This is a genomic window from Gemmatimonadota bacterium (assembly GCA_026706845.1).
GTDB lineage: Bacteria > Latescibacterota > UBA2968 > UBA2968 > UBA2968 > VXRD01.
The window spans coordinates 1-17399 of sequence record JAPOXY010000217.1; the positions used below are offsets into that span (position 1 = coordinate 1).

General features: G+C 52.4%; 13 protein-coding genes. 10 read left to right on the forward strand and 3 right to left on the reverse strand.

The genetic code is table 11. The annotated features are described in order from the left end of the window. Positions 1-850: sulfatase (locus tag OXG87_19805; protein MCY3871800.1), on the reverse strand; the 850-nt coding region annotated here is incomplete at its 3' end. Positions 851-866: 16 nt separating this feature from the next. Further along, positions 867-1685: a hypothetical protein gene (locus tag OXG87_19810; GenBank protein ID MCY3871801.1), complete on the reverse strand. Its 819-nt coding sequence runs from the start codon at positions 1683-1685 to the stop codon at positions 867-869. A gap of 161 nt (positions 1686-1846) precedes the next feature. On the opposite strand from OXG87_19810, the gene OXG87_19815 reads away from it, so the two are divergent. Genes OXG87_19815 through ilvE form a run of 4 tightly spaced genes read left to right on the forward strand, consistent with a single transcriptional unit; the run spans position 1847 to position 5728 of the window. Then, positions 1847-2899 (forward strand): homocysteine S-methyltransferase family protein, encoded by a 1053-nt coding sequence (locus OXG87_19815; protein ID MCY3871802.1) that lies wholly within the window; start codon positions 1847-1849, stop codon positions 2897-2899. A gap of 9 nt (positions 2900-2908) precedes the next feature. Beyond that, positions 2909-4081, forward strand: coding sequence for an N-methyl-L-tryptophan oxidase (gene solA, locus OXG87_19820; protein MCY3871803.1), 1173 nt, complete (start codon positions 2909-2911; stop codon positions 4079-4081). 1 nt (position 4082) lies between these two features. After that, positions 4083-4814, forward strand: coding sequence for a sulfotransferase family protein (locus OXG87_19825; protein MCY3871804.1), 732 nt, complete (start codon positions 4083-4085; stop codon positions 4812-4814). Positions 4815-4825: 11 nt separating this feature from the next. After that, positions 4826-5728 (forward strand): branched-chain-amino-acid transaminase, encoded by a 903-nt coding sequence (ilvE, locus tag OXG87_19830; protein ID MCY3871805.1) that lies wholly within the window; start codon positions 4826-4828, stop codon positions 5726-5728. A gap of 62 nt (positions 5729-5790) precedes the next feature. Here the strand turns inward: ilvE and OXG87_19835 are convergent, their stop codons facing one another. Further along, a complete protein-coding gene (locus OXG87_19835) occupies positions 5791-6612 on the reverse strand; it encodes a phytanoyl-CoA dioxygenase family protein (GenBank protein MCY3871806.1) in 822 nt (273 codons plus the stop codon). A gap of 180 nt (positions 6613-6792) precedes the next feature. Here OXG87_19835 and OXG87_19840 point away from each other — a divergent pair, with 180 nt between their 5' ends. The 6 genes from OXG87_19840 to OXG87_19865 form a co-directional block, all read left to right on the forward strand. Beyond that, on the forward strand, positions 6793-8172 hold the full coding sequence (locus OXG87_19840) for a right-handed parallel beta-helix repeat-containing protein (protein MCY3871807.1): 1380 nt from the start codon (positions 6793-6795) through the stop codon (positions 8170-8172). Between the two features lie 10 nt (positions 8173-8182). Beyond that, a complete protein-coding gene (locus tag OXG87_19845; GenBank protein ID MCY3871808.1) occupies positions 8183-9307 on the forward strand; it encodes a sialidase family protein in 1125 nt (374 codons plus the stop codon). A 24-nt stretch (positions 9308-9331) separates the two neighbouring features. Then, the gene (locus tag OXG87_19850) at positions 9332-10975 is read left to right on the forward strand and encodes an amidohydrolase (protein ID MCY3871809.1); all 1644 of its coding nucleotides are present in this window, start codon (positions 9332-9334) and stop codon (positions 10973-10975) included. A gap of 282 nt (positions 10976-11257) precedes the next feature. After that, entirely contained in the window at positions 11258-11956 is a 699-nt protein-coding gene (locus OXG87_19855; protein ID MCY3871810.1) for an outer membrane beta-barrel protein, read from the forward strand. 14 nt (positions 11957-11970) lie between these two features. Then, on the forward strand, positions 11971-15192 hold the full coding sequence (locus OXG87_19860; GenBank protein MCY3871811.1) for a TonB-dependent receptor: 3222 nt from the start codon (positions 11971-11973) through the stop codon (positions 15190-15192). Between the two features lie 24 nt (positions 15193-15216). Next, positions 15217-17399: hypothetical protein (locus OXG87_19865; GenBank protein ID MCY3871812.1), on the forward strand; the 2183-nt coding region annotated here is incomplete at its 3' end.

Below are 17399 nucleotides of genomic sequence, written 5' to 3' on the forward strand. Positions count from 1 at the left end.
GCTCACTCAGCAAAAACCCGTGATCGGTCCACACCACCAGCAACGTATCTTCCCACATCTCCAATTCATCCATCAAATCCAGCACATCGCCCAGCTTGGCATCGCACATCGACAGCAGTGAAGCGTATTCAAACCGCATATGCTCAATTTGCTCTCGCGTCTCTTTCACCGGTTCATAGCTCGGCCAATCGTGCAACGGACCGTCGTAATCGCGATAATGCTCGGCGTAGAGATCCTTAAACTTGCGCTGAGAAAAAAATGGCTCGTGGGGATCGAACGTTTCAATCTGCAAAAACCAATTGTCTTCCGTGTAATTCCGCTGAATAAAATCAATCCCCGCCTCAAACGTCTTCGACTGGGGTTGATCTTCTTCCCGACGCATAAACTGCCGATTGATCAAATCCTGTCGGGACAGGTCATCTTCACCCGAATTTCGCCCATACGTATTTTCCGTAGAAGGATCTGCCACCTGCCCCTTCCACAGATCCCCCTCCTGTCCCCTGAAAAACTGCCAGGTGCTATACTGGGTGTGATACGTGCATCCGCCGTCTTCCCAATAATGCTGATGATCGCTCACCAGATGGCTCGAAACACCATGCTCCTTTAACATGCGAGGCACCGAATCGTCAAACGGCTCCAGCGGCCCCCACGAACGATGCAAAAAATTGGGCCGCCCCGTATGAAAATCTCGCCTGGCCGGCATACACGGCATCGAGCACACATAAGACCTGTCAAACGTCACCGCGCGCTCTGCCAACCGTTTAAAATTTGGCGTATGCGTCCAGTCACACCCATAGGGCGACAACAGATGTCGATTTAGTGAATCAAACATCACCACAACTGCCTTCATATCTCCTCCTATTTGATCAAATCCCCACTTCCAACCGATGGGTTGTATCCACAACCGGATCATCTCCCTCAATAAATCGCGCCATCGTATTGTGTGTTGCCGGTCGAGTTTTGAAATCCGCAATCCACGGCTGCCTGAAATAAGCCTGTTTTTCGCGGGGCAAATTTTCCAGCACCACTGGCGGAATATTTAACCGGTGCCAGTGCGTCGCCAAATGCGAATATGCGTGCAAAATCGTCACCCTGGGCGTATCGCGCTGCCACACAGGACCTGCGTGACACACATTCTCCGTAAAAAATAGTGCACTACCCGGCGGACACTCATACGTCATCAAAAACGGACTGCGCTCCCCCTCCTTCAACGACACATGCGCCTCGTGCATTGGGAAATTGGCCTTGTGACTCCCCACAATAAAATGGGTGCCCCCGTCCCCTTTATTCACCCCCGACAGTTCAAAAATTACCCGAACCATCCCCGCATGGATGCGCCCAGCCTGAACCCGATACCCAAAAATGGGATCTATCTGCCTCGGACCCCCTCCGTGCAATTCGCCATGGGATTGGCCCTTCTTTCTCCAAACACACCCGGCCGCCTCCAGCCGAATCTCTGGCCCGATAATCTCGTGCAAAACATCGATCACCTTCGGATGATCGATCAACACACTCGCCGGTCCACCGGGAACGGCGCGATGTTCGGGAGGTAAAGATTCGGGATTGTGCTTAATCCGATCAATCTGATCTACAATCGCCGCCACTTCGTCTTTCGATAAAATCGCCGGTCGAACCATAAACCCCGTCAAATCAAATCTAAATCTCTCCTCTTCGGTCAAGCCCATAGCGAATTCCTCCAATATCTTTGAGCGTACACTCCCTTCCAACGCTCTTTAGAATATAACGCCATCCACGCTAAGTCAAACGAGATAACTCTGCCTTGACTTCCCAATCGCAAATCCCTACCATACAATTGCTTTTGACCCATCATAGTAAAGGACAAGCAATGGATAAACAAATTCCAAAACGCGGGCTGTTGCAGCGCCTGGACGAAAGCGGTGTAATATGCGCCGAAGGGTATGTGTTTGAACTCGAACGAAGGGGATATCTCCAGGCAGGAGCTTATGTACCCGAAGTCGTCTTAGAACACCCCGAAGCAGTCGCCGCTTTACACCGCGAGTTTTTGCGGGCTGGCTCAGATGTTATCGAAGCCCTCACGTATTACGCCCACCGCGAAAAACTGCGTCTAATAGGCAAAGAAGAGTTGCTCGAACCCCTTCAAAAAAACGCCTTATCACTCGCCCAAGACATAGCGCGAGAAGCCACCGCAGAGCCACCTCTGGTCGCGGGCAATATTTGCAACACAAATATCTGGCATCCCAATGACAAAGCATCCGACGCGCTTGTTCGCGGCATGTTCGAAGAACAAATTAACTGGGCAACCGAGGCAAATGTCGATTTTATCATCGCCGAAACCTTCTCCTTTTTTGGCGAAGCGCGAATCGCCCTCAAAGCCATCAAAGAATCTGGCCTGCCAGCTGTCGTCACCCTCACCCCGCACAGGGAAGACGACCTCAGAGACGGGATTCCCCTCGAAGTCGCGGCCAAACAATTAGAGCAAGACGGCGCGACTGTCGTCGGTATTAACTGCGCGCGGGGTCCCCAGACCATGATGCCCGCTGTCGTGCGCATCCGACAAGCGGTCTCGTGCCATGTTGCTGCTTTGCCCGTCCCCTACCGCACCACCCCTGATCATCCCACCATGCAGTCTCTCCGCGACCCGCGCTTGCCCGAAGACCGCCCCTTTCCCACCGCGCTTGATCCCTTTACCTGCAATCGGTACGAAATGGCAGAATTTGCCAGAGAGGCATACAGCGCGGATATCCGCTACCTCGGCGTCTGCTGCGGTGGCGCGCCTCATCATGTTCGCGCCATTGCAGAAGCACTCGGACGCACGCCAGAAGCCAGTCGCTATTCGCCAGACATGTCCAGGCACTATGCCTTTGGCACTCACAAAAGCCTGAAAAAATACAATCTGGACAATGCAAAAAATCTCTAATACAAGACCATGAAAACAGATTACGAATACATCGTCCTCGGTTGTGGGGGCATCGGCAGTGCAACAGCGTATTGGCTCGCGCGCCGAAAAAGCAAAGACGTCCTGGGCATAGAACAATTTGAACACGGTCATCACCACGGCGGCTCCCAGGATCACTCGCGCATCATCCGCCTGACCTATTACTACCCTCAATATATCCGCCTGGCACCTGCCTCTTACACCGCCTGGCATACGCTCGAAGAAGAATCCGGCGTCCAGATGGTCTTCAAAACGGGCAGCATCCAATTTTCACCCGTCGATCACCCCTACCGATATGAAATTGACAAATACACGAGCGCAATGGATGAAACAGGCGTTCCCTACGATCGCGTTGACGCCGATGAAATCGCGAAACGCTTTCCGCAATTCCATCTAAAATACGAAGTCGATGGCATCTACCAGGCCGATACCGGATTGGTAGATGCAAGTCGGGGAAATGCCACCCATGTAGCCATGGCGCGTTATCGCGGTGCCACCATGTTGGACAAATGTGAAGCCACGCGCATTCGTCCAACGGACACCGGCGTCACAATCGAAACCAAACAGGGCAACTTCTCCTGCCGCAAACTCATCGTCACAGCCGGTGCCTGGACAGATCGCCTGCTCGCCAGCGTGAACATAAATCTTTCTCTCACCGTAACCCAGGAACAGGTTACATACTACGCCACGCCAAACCTGCCAGACTTTGCCATTGGAAAATTCCCCATATTCATCTCTCATGCCGACGAATCCATCTACGGATTCCCCATCTATGGCGAAGTCGCCACCAAAGTCGGCATTGACGCATCCGGTCCCGCAGTGACAACCGATACGCGCACCTATGACCCCGAAGCCGAACGCGAACGTTACCAGGAAGCCTGGCTCAAAGAAAACATCCCCGGATTTCTCGGCCCAAAGCTCTATACCAAAACTTGTCTCTACACAATGCCCAAAGACCGCCATTTCGTAATCGATACACTCCCCGAGCACCCCCAGATCATCGTCTGTGTAGGCGCCGGACACGCGTACAAATTCTCTGGTATCCTGGGCAAAATCCTCAGCGAACTCGCCATTGATGGGCACACGGATTATCCAATAGAACCTTTTGCACTACAACGCGATGCCATCACCGATCCCAATTTTAAACCCGTCTTCCGAATGTGATATGCCTGCCGATATTCTGTGTCTAAACATGTGGAGCGGTCCCCGCAATGTCTCAACCGCCCTCATGTACTCATTCGCACAGCGGTCAGACACCCGCGTGATTGACGAACCCCTCTACGGTCACTATCTACGCGTATCTGCTGCCAAACACCCGGGTGCAAACGAAGTCATGGCCGCCATGGAATGCAATGGCGAAAAAGTCATTCGCAATATCATCCTCGGTCCCTGTGATCGCCCCGTGCTCTTTATGAAACAGATGGCTCATCACCTCGTCGAAATAAGCCGCGACTTTTTCGTACACACCCACAATGTCCTGCTCACGCGCGACCCCGTTGACATGCTACCCTCGCTCGTCAACCAGCTCAAAATCCCCACCCTGCGCGACACGGGCTACAAAATGCAAGCCCAGCTACTGCGCGAGTTTCACGCCATAGGTCAAAAATACCCCGTACTCGATTCTCGAGAACTCCTCAAAAATCCACGGCATGTCCTCACAAAACTCTGCGACGCCCTGAACATACCCTTTGACCCCGCAATGCTCACGTGGAAAGCCGGACCCCGCCCCGAAGACGGAATATGGGCGCAACACTGGTACCACAACGTCCACAAATCCACCGGATTTCAACCCTATCGCCCCAAAACCGAACCCTTTCCCGATCGTTTGCGACCGCTCCTCGAAAAATGTCAACCCTATTACGACCAGCTTTATGCACATGCCATCAAAGCTGAATAAACGGAGTCCCCGTGTCTATCCAATTACCCGACTCTCGAAACGAAAACATCCTCATCCACGTCGGCGGTGAACTACTACCGCGCGAAGACGCCAAAATATCCGTCTTTGACAGCGCGGTCCAGGGCGGTGATGCCGTATGGGAGGGCCTGCGCGTGTACAACGGCAAAATCTTCCAACTCGACGCGCACCTCGACCGCCTCTTCGACTCTGCCAAAGCCATGGCCTTTGCGGATATCCCCTCTCGTGAAGCAATCAAAACCGCGATCTTTGAAACCCTCAAAACCAATAACATGCGCGATGAAGTGCATATACGGCTCACGCTCACGCGGGGGAAAAAAACCTCATCGGGCATGAGTCCGCACTTTAATCAATACGGCTCCTGCCTCATTGTGCTACCAGAATGGAAACCCCCTGTTTATTCCTCAGACGGCATTCGCCTGATCACCGCCTCTGTTCGCCGCAATCCGCCCATGTGCATCGACTCCAAAATCCATCACAACAATCTGATCAACAACATCCTCGCCAAAATCGAAGCCAATGTCGCAGGCGTTGATGACGCGATCATGCTCGACATCTTCGGCTATGTTTCTGAAACCAATGCCACCAATATCTTCATCATAAAAAAAGGGGCGCTTATCACGCCCCACGCGGATTCCTGCTTGCCCGGCATAACAAGAGGTGTAGTAATCGACCTCGCACGCGATCTGGGCATCAAAGTTACCGAACGCAACCTATCGCTTACCGAAGTCTATACCGCAGATGAAAGCTTCACTACGGGCACCATGGGCGAACTCTCTCCCATCCTCGAAGTAGATGGCCGCACCATTGGCAACGGCGAACCCGGTCCCGTCACCAATCGCCTGCGCCAACAATACGCCCAACACACCGCCGAACACGGCGATCCCATTCCTTAAACATCACATACAAAAAAAGCCGACGTTTATGCGTCGGCTTTTTTGAGTCATTAGCAACAACCTCAACCATGAAAAACTTGCACCAGATCGGACGCTTTTCCCGACACAGTCGCAGGATTGAGCGCACCCTCTCCAAAGAGACGAGGAAAAGTCAGACCAGTCTTCAAAGAACGCGTTCGCGCATCCATGTAAGTCGCGCTAAAAGCCCTCCGAGGCGACGGCGTCGAATTGAGAGCCGAGCGGTGGAGCAAAAAATTGTGCAGCAAAACAGCCTCCCCTGCCTCTGTCTCCAGATCGATCACATCCTCGGGTCTGGCGTACCTCGCCTGATCCTCATCAGAGGTATAGTGCCGCTCGTTGAGAATACCCAGATTATTGCTCCCCGGCACAATCTGCATACAACCACTATCAACAGTGGCAGCGTCCAGCCCCGTCCACACCGTAATAATCGGATTGGTATCAATCCCCCAACCCACGCCAATATCCTGATGCCAGGGCAAAATCGTGCCGCTCTCAGCGGGTTTATTCATAAACATAGAGCGAAAAACCGAAACATTTTCGCCGATATAGCGACGGGTAATCTGGCGGATAAGGGGATGCTGCATATAGGTGAGAAAGAGAGGATCCTGTTCCAGATCATCGATACGCCGATAATGGAGCGTCTGCTCCTGATTCCCCAGCGTGCGATCCATTCTGACATCCGGCGTTTTGGGATTGAGTTGAAAGCGCATATTCTTGTAGCGGACGCGACCCAGCATAATATCGTCAATGCGCTGCTGCAGTGCACCGAGTTCCCCGGGCGACAGGAGATGCCCCAAGCGCAGATATCCCTCAGCCATAAATTGTTCGTGGTGCGAGTCGTCAAACGAAGTGAGAGGATTCACGGTGTGACCTCCTCAAAAAGTTGAACAGCTTGTGTAATTGGCTTCCAAACTATAACCGGGACTCGCCAGAAGCAACTGAAAAACGCCCGGTCCTGCGAAACGGCCCTGCTTGACAGAGAACAATTCTCTATATATGATGCCTGATACTGCAAATCACCAAACACCCGAAAGGTAGAAACCATGAGCAATGTGCGAGATTTCGGAGCCAGAGGGGATGGCATCACCGACGATACCAAAGCAATTGAAGACGCGCTGGCAAAAGGAGACGGAACCCTACAATTTCCAAAAGGCGACTATCTCATCACGCACCCTATCAACGTAAAATTGGCCGACAGCGGACGGATGAGTATAGATGGATCGGGAGGCGCAGCAAAAATCCTCATGGGAGGTGCAGGACCCGCATTTCACATCACAGGTACACATGAGCGCTCAGCCGATCCCAAAACCTTTGAAACTCGCGTCTGGACCCATGAAAGAATGCCCACAATATCAAACCTGGAGATCGAAGGCAAACACCCCGAAGCAGATGGCTTCTTGCTAACAGGCACCATGCAGGCGACCTTTGAAGGCGTACTCTTGCGAAAGCTAAACCACGCCATCCACATACGCGACCGCGCCCGAAATGTCCTTATTTCCCACTGTCATCTACACGACAATCGCGGCGCAGGCATCTTCCTCGACCAGGTAGATCTGCATCAAATCATCGTAACTGGTTCCCACATCAGCTATTGTAAACGCGGAGGCATCAAAATCATCGGCTCACAAATCCGCAACCTGCAGATCACCGGCAACGACATCGAATACAACTTCGACAAAGAAGCGGACCGATCCGCAGATATCTGGATCGACACCAGCGACGGATCTGCCACTGTCCGCGAAGGCACCATATCGGGCAATACCATCCAGGCACTACCTTCGCCTGGAGGCGTGAATATATTGATGATCGGCCACTCTCCCCAGACGAATAACAAGGTGGGCCTGTTCACCATTGTGGGAAATTTGATCGGCACACAAGAAAATAACATCCACCTCATCGCGGCCAGAGGCGTCACCATCTCGGGAAACGCGATCTACAATGGATTCAACCGAAATCTCCTGGTAGAACACGCGCAAAATATCGTGGTTGGCGGCAACAGCTTTGACCACAATCCCGATTACGGTCCCTCGCGTCGTACTGGCATTCAATTTATAAACAGCACAGATTGTATCCTGAACGGAACAACGCTTCACGAGTTCCAAAGCGGACAAGATGAAAACGCGGATGATCGCCAGGGCCTTTTGGAAATCATCCGTTGCGCCCGGTTCACCGTAAACGGCTGCCAGATATTGGACGGCTATCCCAGCGCGATATACGTATCCGACTCCGACGACATCAGCATCACCGGATGTACCCTGCTGGAGAGGAGAAAACAAAAAGAAACCGTTTCAACAGTTCGCTGGAACGGTATCGGCACTGGTAATTTATTGAGCAACAACCGAATCGGAAACGGCACAGCAGGTGCATTATCCATAGACGAAACTGCTGACGTTCAAATCAACCATAATCGAATGGATAACTGAGGAGGTAAATTTGCCTTTAAAACCCGACCACTCAAAAGTACCTGGCGTCGTGATTGATCACAGCCCCGCCAGCACAAAACAATACCTGGGTAGCCCGAGCATCGTCATCATGCCCAACGGCGATTATATCGCATCCTATGATCTTTTTGGACCGGGCACAAATTACGACCGCATGGCCGTATTTCGTTCGCGCGACAAAGGCGAAACCTGGACTCAAATAGTCGAACAGGTTGGCCAGTGGTGGTCCAATCTTTTTTTGCACAAAGGCGACCTCTACCTGCTCGGCACAAGCCGCGAATATGGCTATGCCGTAATTCGGCGATCTACGGACGGGGGAAAAACATGGACAGTGCCAAAAGACAAACACACCGGACAAATCTCTACTGAGGATCGCTATCACTGTGCCCCAATGCCCGTCGTCGCCCACAATGGATATCTCTGGCGCGCATTTGAATTGGCACATGGTCCGCGAGAAGAGTGGAAAGCGCTGGTCCTCTCCATACCCGAAGATGCAGACCTGCTTCAAGCTGAGAACTGGCGATTTAGCGAAGCGTATCAACACCTCTGGTCAAGTTCACAGTGGATTGAAGGCAATATCGTGATAACGCCAGATAACAAACTGGTAAACATCTTGCGTTCAAATTTACGCAATGTCTCCCCCGAAGAGATACAGGCGGAAAGCGACAAAGCGGCTATATTGCACATCTCAGAAGATGGCAAAACATTGACACACGATCGGGATAAAGACCTGATCGACTTTCCGGGCGGCGGTGTAAAATTCACAATTCGGTTTGACAATCAAACACAGCGCTACTGGTCGTTGGGATGCAAACAAACCAATCCGCCGGCATACCGAAATACACTGGTCTTGACATCGTCTGCAAATTTGCAAACCTGGCGAATCGAATCCGTGATCCTGCACCACCCCGATCCAGAGAAACACGCATTTCAATACGTTGACTGGCAATTTGAAGAAAACGATATAATCGTGGCATCGCGCACAGCTTATGACGACGGTCTGGGCGGCGCGCACAACGCGCATGATGCGAATTATTTCACATTTCACCGAATTGAAAATTTCAGAGAACGAACGACAGACGACCCGCCTTTAAATGAGGTTAATCCATCTGATTAAAGAACAGGATCCGAGGAGGTTGTAATGAAAGCAATTCAGAGCCTTCAGCCAGACAGGGTATTTTACAATAGCAACCTGATCACCATGGCTGACCGCGGCGGTACTGCGGTTGCTGTACTGAATGGGTCTATATGCGCTGTGGGATCTGATCAGGAGATTATGGACCTTGCAGGTCCCGACACCGAACGTACAGACCTCAAGGGAAAAACCATGCTACCTGGATTTTACGACACGCATGGACATTTCCCCAGCGCGGGACTCGTGGCTGTTTCCTCTGTAAATTGCAATTCTCCACCAATGGGACCCGTAGAAAAAATCGATGATATTGTCCAGCTATTGGCAGAGCGGGCCAAAGAAATACCAGAGGACCAGTGGGTATTGGGCAGGGGTTATGACGATACCCTGCTGGAAGAGAAACGGCACCCGACACGAGCAGACCTGGATCGGGCTTCGCAGAACCACCCGATTTGCATCGTCCACACCTCGGGCCATTTTGCATCGGCAAATACATATGCACTGGAACGCGCCGGAGTCCATTCCGATACCCCCAATCCAACGGGCGGAGTAATTCGCAAAGACCTCATAACAGGAGAGCCGGACGGTGTTCTGGAAGAAACCGCAATGCGTCCCGTGAGAAATCTGATTCCCCCATTGAACGAAGCCCAGTGGTTTGAGGGATTGGAGATCGCTGTAAATGAATATGTCCGCGAAGGTGTAACCTCCGTAGTAATCGCCGGCTGTACTCGCCGCGACATTGCCCGACTGCAAACAGCCATCGACAGCGGCAAGCTGCCCATGCGCATGATTTGCATGACCGGGAAAAGCAAGCCGGGTCAGCAGTCAATTCTGGAGGCGAGTGGATTGAAAACGGGCTTTGGAACAGATTGCTTGCGATTGGGCGCGGTAAAAATGTTTCAGGATGGATCAATCCAGGGCTATACGGGATATCTGAGCAAACCCTATCACGAACCATTTATGGGCGATACTCAGTATCGCGGTTATCCCATGCGAAGCCGAGAAGCTCTAATAGAGATGGTGGATGAAGCCCATCGAGCCGGCAAACAGATTGCGATACACGGCAATGGAGACGCGGCAATTGACGATATTTTATCTGCCTATGAACAGGCGCAACAAAAAACGCCGCGCGCAGATACGCGGCATCGCATTGAGCACTGTCAAACGGTGAGAGAAGATCAACTCGATAAAATGCAGACACTGGGCGTGACACCCTCTTTCTTTGTTCAGCACACCTATTACTGGGGCGACCGCCACGAAGCGATCTTTTTGGGACCCGAGCGCGCGCATCGAATCAGCCCATTGAAATCAGCATCTGATCGCGGAATTCGCTTTACCATCCACAACGACTCGCCAGTAACCCCGACCAAATCGCTATTTTCCGTCTGGTCCGCAGTGAACCGTCTCTCGCGCAGTGGGCAGTGTATGGGCGAAGCACAGCGCATTGATTTGGAACTGGCATTTCGGGCAATCACTATTGACGCCGCCTGGCAAAATTTTGAAGAAAATGTAAAAGGGTCAATCGAGGTGGGCAAGCTGGCGGACTTTGTGGTTTTAGAATCAGATCCATTTGCAGGAGATATATTGGCTATAAAGGATATTGATGTAATGGAGACAATTGTGGGAGGCAAAACAGTTTATCGCAAAGCGTGATAACAGCCACAAAATATAATCATTTAGAAAGAAAAGAACGGCAACTTTTCAACAGTTTGCCGTTCTTTTTTTTAATAATCACAATATGCCGGACAGAACTTCGCTTGCCTTCACAAATCAAGTTCGTTAATATACAAGAGTAAATTAGTTTGCTTTTTAAATAAGTTTTAAAATAAATAAAAAACTAAAATTAATATCGAATAAGAAGGTCCAATGATCTGATGCAATTGCGTCTCGGAAATCTATTTGACACAACAACATCCATAAGCAAAGGAGGTTCCGTTGAAAAATGTATTCTCGATTTTATGCATTGTCGTGCTGTTGCCGAATGCGCAGGCAACCGCACGAGAAGGTGCTTATGGCGCTGGCGGATTTTTCGACTTCTACATTCCCGTCTTTAACTTCAAAGATATGTACGATAGTGGTACAAAATTTGGAGGCACAGCGCATTATATTTATCACAAGCGCAAGATGGCCGAAGTAGAATTTCACCATGCCCGCTTTAACAATGGCAGCCTTGAAACACGCACCTTCAGTTTCAGCGACGGTAAAGAGTACACCAGCCCACAGGCCGAAGCCAACATGACTATCAACAGCATCCACGCCAACTGGCTATTTGCATTGAGGGAACAGGGGTTTGGCCAGGGCACAACGACCTATCTCACATTTGGCGCGGGCCTTCACGATTATTCCAGCAAAGTCAGCGGTCTGATCTTTGCCGGTCAAACACCTTCGGGCGCTGGTGCGCCCCCCGATCCAACCATCCTCATGGAACCCATCAACGACACGCGCACAGCCTTTAGTGCCAGCTTTGGCGGCGGGGTTCAAATCGGTATGGGAGACAAAGCCGCGTTAGATGTGCGTGTACGCTATAATGTTGTAATGGGAGAGTTGCGCCCCTTCCTTGTTTGGGGCATTGAAAAAACATATCCCTTTAACCTCATTGATATCGGTGCAGGTATCAAATTCAACTTAAATTAAAAGGAGAGCCGCGAATGAAACGAATCGTTATGATTTTCATACTTCTGTGTTTTGCCTCTCACCTCCAGGCAGGCACCACGGGTAAAATCGCTGGTATCATCAAAGACGATCAGGGCAATCCGCTTCCCGGCGCTAATGTAATCGTAGAAGGCACGCGACTCGGCGCTGTGGCAGATGCCGATGGTAGCTATTTTATCATCAATATCCTGCCGGGAAGATACACACTCACGGCCTCGCTTATCGGATATACCAATCAAACCCAGAGCGATGTATCGGTCAAAACGGACTTCACCACGCCTCTCAACTTTCAACTCAAAGAAACCACCGTCGAATTGGCCGAACTCACAGTCGTGGCTGAACGCCCACCCGTAGAAAGAGACAAAACCACGAGCAAATATATCATGGGCGGCGACACGATTGATCGGCTATCTACAGCGGCAAGCACCTCAGAACTCATGAGCCTTCAGGCAGGCGTCTCTCTCGACAACAACGAACCCGCTATTCGCGGCAGCTACCAGGGCAACCGCGGCACGACGGAAACACTCGTCTATGTAGATGGCGTTGTCATGGATGCGGGCACTGCCCGGGGCGATGTTCAATTTGTCGGGGTCAATAGCGACGCCGTGCAAGAAATTACCGTCATCACCGGAGGGATGGAAGCCGAATACGGCAATGCCACATCTGGCGCCATTCACATCATCACCCGAGAAGGTGGCAAAAATTTTCACGGCAAAGGCGGCTTCACCTATATTCCGCCGGGCAAAAAACACTGGGGTGGCAATGTCTATGACAGCCCCATCCACAAAGGCAGAATGAAATGGGGCGATGCGACATGGGAAAATGAAACATACACAGATCCCGGTCCAGACCGCCAGATGGGAACGGGCGACGACATCACCCGCCTGGCGCACGAGCGCACGGACTATACCGGCATTCATGGTTATGAAGTCGATGGATCACTCTCGGGTCCATTGCTGGGAAATGCCTCCTTTTTTGTCACCGCACAGCACGAAGGACAAGCCTCGCATTTCCCCTCCCCCACCAAACGCGGCATCTTCCATCAGGCCGTCTCAACATCTCCACAGACCGCCCGCTGGATCGAATCGCCCTACAACATCAAAGGCACCTACAAACTGGCCTGGGATGTGCAGTCCAACATAAAAGTTAAAGTCGGCGGGGTCTATGCGCGCCACGAAGCCTACCAGGTCGGCGAGGGCGAAAGCTGGGTACAGGGCGTCAAGCGCACCGTTGGTCGAGAACTCCAGGGCATCGACATTTTCCTGCCCGCAGGTGAAGCTGGTGCAGGCATCGCCAACGTCAAACACGACCTGGCATACATATCCCTCACACATACCCTGAGCAACAAAACCTTTTACGAAGCCCGGCTATCCTATTACCGCGACGCCACAGACACGACCAATGTGCCGGGTGTCACCAGCCAATTTGGCGGCGGTATTACGGAACCGCTGAGAAAAGATCAGGACGGGGTATTCACCATTGGCCCCAGACGGGTCTCCATCTGGATCAACGACCATCGCGCCCGCCTCAACTTCAAACTCGATTATTCCAGCCAGATCAACAAGAACCACTTTATCAAAACGGGCATTGATCTGACGCGACACACCTACTGGTGGAACCAGATCAACTGGCCGCAGGCGGGCAAATCGCGCTATCAACTCGCGGGTGTGCCCTACGAAATGGGCCAACCCATTAACCCCATCCAATCCGCGTTCTACCTCCAGGACAAAATGGAATTTGAAGGCATCATCGTCAACCTGGGCATCCGCTACGACAGGCACGACCACAACGGCGATTTTTACTCCCCACTTGCCAACAATGCCTGGGGCGGAGCACCCATGACCAACTCGTGGTCGCGACAGCGCAAATTTATGCCGCGCACCACTGTATCCACCAAATCGGCCTGGAGTCCTCGCCTGGGCGTTTCACATCCCATTACGGCCAATGCCATCATTCGATTTTCCTACGGCATATTTCACCAGATGCCCGGGTTCTGGCACCTCTATTCCTACGAATGGCGCGGCGTTGCGCCCCCGGAAGACTTTAACAACAACGGCCAAATCGACGATACCGAATGGCTGAATAAAAACAACCAGCGAGCCACCACGGGCAACCCCCATCTCGACTACAAACGCTCCACCAATTTCGAGGTGGGCACAGACTGGAACTTCTATCAGGACTATGTTCTGAGCTTTACGACATATCAGCAAAGCGTAGATGGTCAGGTTCGATTCGGCAATGCCCTGTGGCGAGATCCCAGCCGCAAAAGCCAGGTGGGACGCAACACACCGCTGGGTTATGTCTTTACAGACAATCGCGGATTTGAACTGAGCCTGAGAAAGGACTTCAGCCAGAACTTCTCCTTCCAGGTCGCGTACAACCACCAGTGGCAGTCGGGAGGTAATGCGGGAATCAACCGGATTATTTACTTTCCCAACTCGCAATTTGTCGCGTCCGATCTCTATTTCATCCAGCACACCAAAGACACCAACGGCGACGGCGTAGTAGATGCCAACGACGATGGCTCAGAAGCAAAAGTACCGCTCACATCGCAGCAGATTCAGGACATCGGCGCCGAAGCAGACCGCTATATCCAGACCATCCGAGAGGGTACCAACCCCGACTGGAATCCGCTGACCGACAGCGAAATTCAGGAAGTGGAAAATCTTCCGGGTGTCTTTTACTTCACTCGCAACACCACTTCTGACCGAAGTGCGGGACGCGGAGGTGCCGCAGAAACCGCTGGTTTTGGCGACCGGCGCGGCACCATGAAAATCGCATTTACGTATGAAACGCCAATGCATTACGGTCCAGCCCTCGGCGGTTTTCGGCTCAATGTGATCAACACCCTGAAAACGGGACGTCGAATCAACATTCCGCATCCCACACAGGGCAATGTCGAGCGATTTGGTCCTATGGAAACCAAGACCAACCTGTCTTTGGAAAAACGCTTCCGCGCAGGTCGAACAGAAGCCGTTCTATTTATGAACGTGTACAACTTCTTCAATCAGCGCGACCCGGCCACCGAATATTTCTGGCGCGGTCCCTGGTTTGATCGACACAGACAGGGGCCACAAGCCGAACTCTGGTATCTCTATGGCATGGACATGCCCAAACCCACGGACAAGAATTATGTCAACTTCGGCGATACCAAAGAATACCACCGCTGGGCTGGTCGCCCCCGAGAGATCAGCGTAGGTCTCCAGCTCGGATTTTAATTTTATTATCTGAGGAGTAATAACATGTATCCATTAAAACACATCGGATGGATGGGCGTTCTATGTGTGCTGGTATTTGCATCCGAAATCTATGCCCAGCAACCCGAACTTCAACGCCACCTGACCCGGGGCAAGCTCTGGGCCACCTTTCGCAATACCGGCACCCAGGGCCTGCGCGACGACAGCCGCCTGGGCGCAGATGCTGGCTTGATGTATCCCGGCTGGGGCATTGGCGAACGCGACTTCAGGGAATACTGGATCATAGGACAGGACGCCGATCACCGCTATCACACCAGCCAGGGCGAGGGTTTTTGGGTTTTTACCAAAGAAGGAGGGTCATACAATGTATCGACCTCCAACCCGCGCTACAATACCGACGACATCTTTGAAATGATCTACGATGCCGCTTCGGGACCAGAGCGCGATCTGGGCATTGAAACCCGGTCGTTCCTCACGGGCAATACCACGGCCAATTACTGGCCCGGAGCACCTGCACTGGTGGCCGACGAACCCATCGAAATCCACAATTATGATTACGGACGCTATATTCCCAACGACAATGAGGCCGAAGAAATCATCATCTCCAAATGGACGACAGAACGCGGCCTCACCATTACCCGCAAAGCCAGAGCGTGGAGCTATCCGGACTACGACGACTTTATTATTCTCGAAGTCATCATCGAAAACACCGGAGATAACAATGGAGATGGCACACCCGATGCAGGGCTACCCGTTGATCACAAGGACGTCTATTTCGCCTTTGTAAACAACCTGGCTCCATCGTGGGCCGGACACCGCTGGCAGAACCAAACCGTACCGTGGGCATATTCCGATCCGATTATCCTGGACGACTGGTACAAATACAGCGAAGCCTCCAACTTCGATGGCTTGCCCGCACTTCGAGGAAAAAAAATCTCATACGTCTATGACAGCGATCTGCTCTCTTCTGCTGGAGACGACACGGGCCAGCCTTTCGATAAGAACAACGCCCAGGCAGCCTATATCAACCGGGGCCAGCTCAGCCACGGCGAACTCATGGCTTTCCAGTACATCGGCCTGGCGCCCCTCGATTACGATCCCACCGACGGGTTCACCAACGACAACGAGACCTACGTGGCCCCCAAAACAATGGATCAGCCCGCCTTCGTCAACTGGTGGGAGATCTACGGGCGCTTCGATTGGGACACGCCAGACATTACCAACCTGAATAGCGACGAGAATCTCTACAATGAATTTATTGGTTTGGGTAGAGTTCCAGCCGCCCAGGACAATCCCTCCAAAGTCAGCCGCGTAACCTTCGCACACACCTACGGACCTTATGATCTGGCCCCCGGTGAAAAAGCCAAAGTCGTGGTCGCCTGGGTCGCCGGATCGGGTGCCGAATTCGCCGGTCCCGGCGGCAGTCCCATGGATGTTTACGAATGGGCGCGCCAGGGCAACCAGAGCCAGGTCGCCGACGGTGAACGGGCGATGGCACAACATCTGGAACGGGCCCAGTTTGCGTACGACAATGGCTACGACCTGCCCGACGCGCCTCCCGATGTTGCCGTATTTGTAGATAGCGATGAAAATGGGAACAACGCCATCACATGGTCTGATCGAGCTGAAAAGTCCCCCGATCCGGATTACACGGGCGATGAAGCTCTGGATGTGCAGGGCTACCGGGTCTATCGCACCCAAAACAACCACCTGGGACCCTGGGAACTTGTGGCTGATATCCCCAAAGGAACTACCCCATCCAACACGGAATACGCACCCAACACGCCCTGGACTTCTCCCACGATTTCCTACGCCGATGGGGGAACCTACACCTATCGAGACGTAGAATCAGTGCCCGGTTTCAGGTACTGGTATTCGGTGCGCACCTACGATTCTGGACACAGCGACTGGAACGGCACAGGCCGATCTATTCCATCTCTGGAATCCGGACATAGCGCACCCGAACAGCGCATGAATGTTTCGAGAAGCCCCATCGTGATTGCAACCCCTGAAAAAGACGCACTGGCCGAACAAGTGCGCGTGGTACCCAATCCCTTTCGGGACGACCCGGGAGATACCGACCACCGGTATCCACCTGCCAGCACCAATATTCGCTTTGTCAACATACCCCGAAAAGCAAAAATCTCCATCTTATCTATCTCAGGAGATTTGAGCGCCGTCATCAACCACCCGCAACGCACCCCCGATCCCGACCGGGGAGAAGCCAC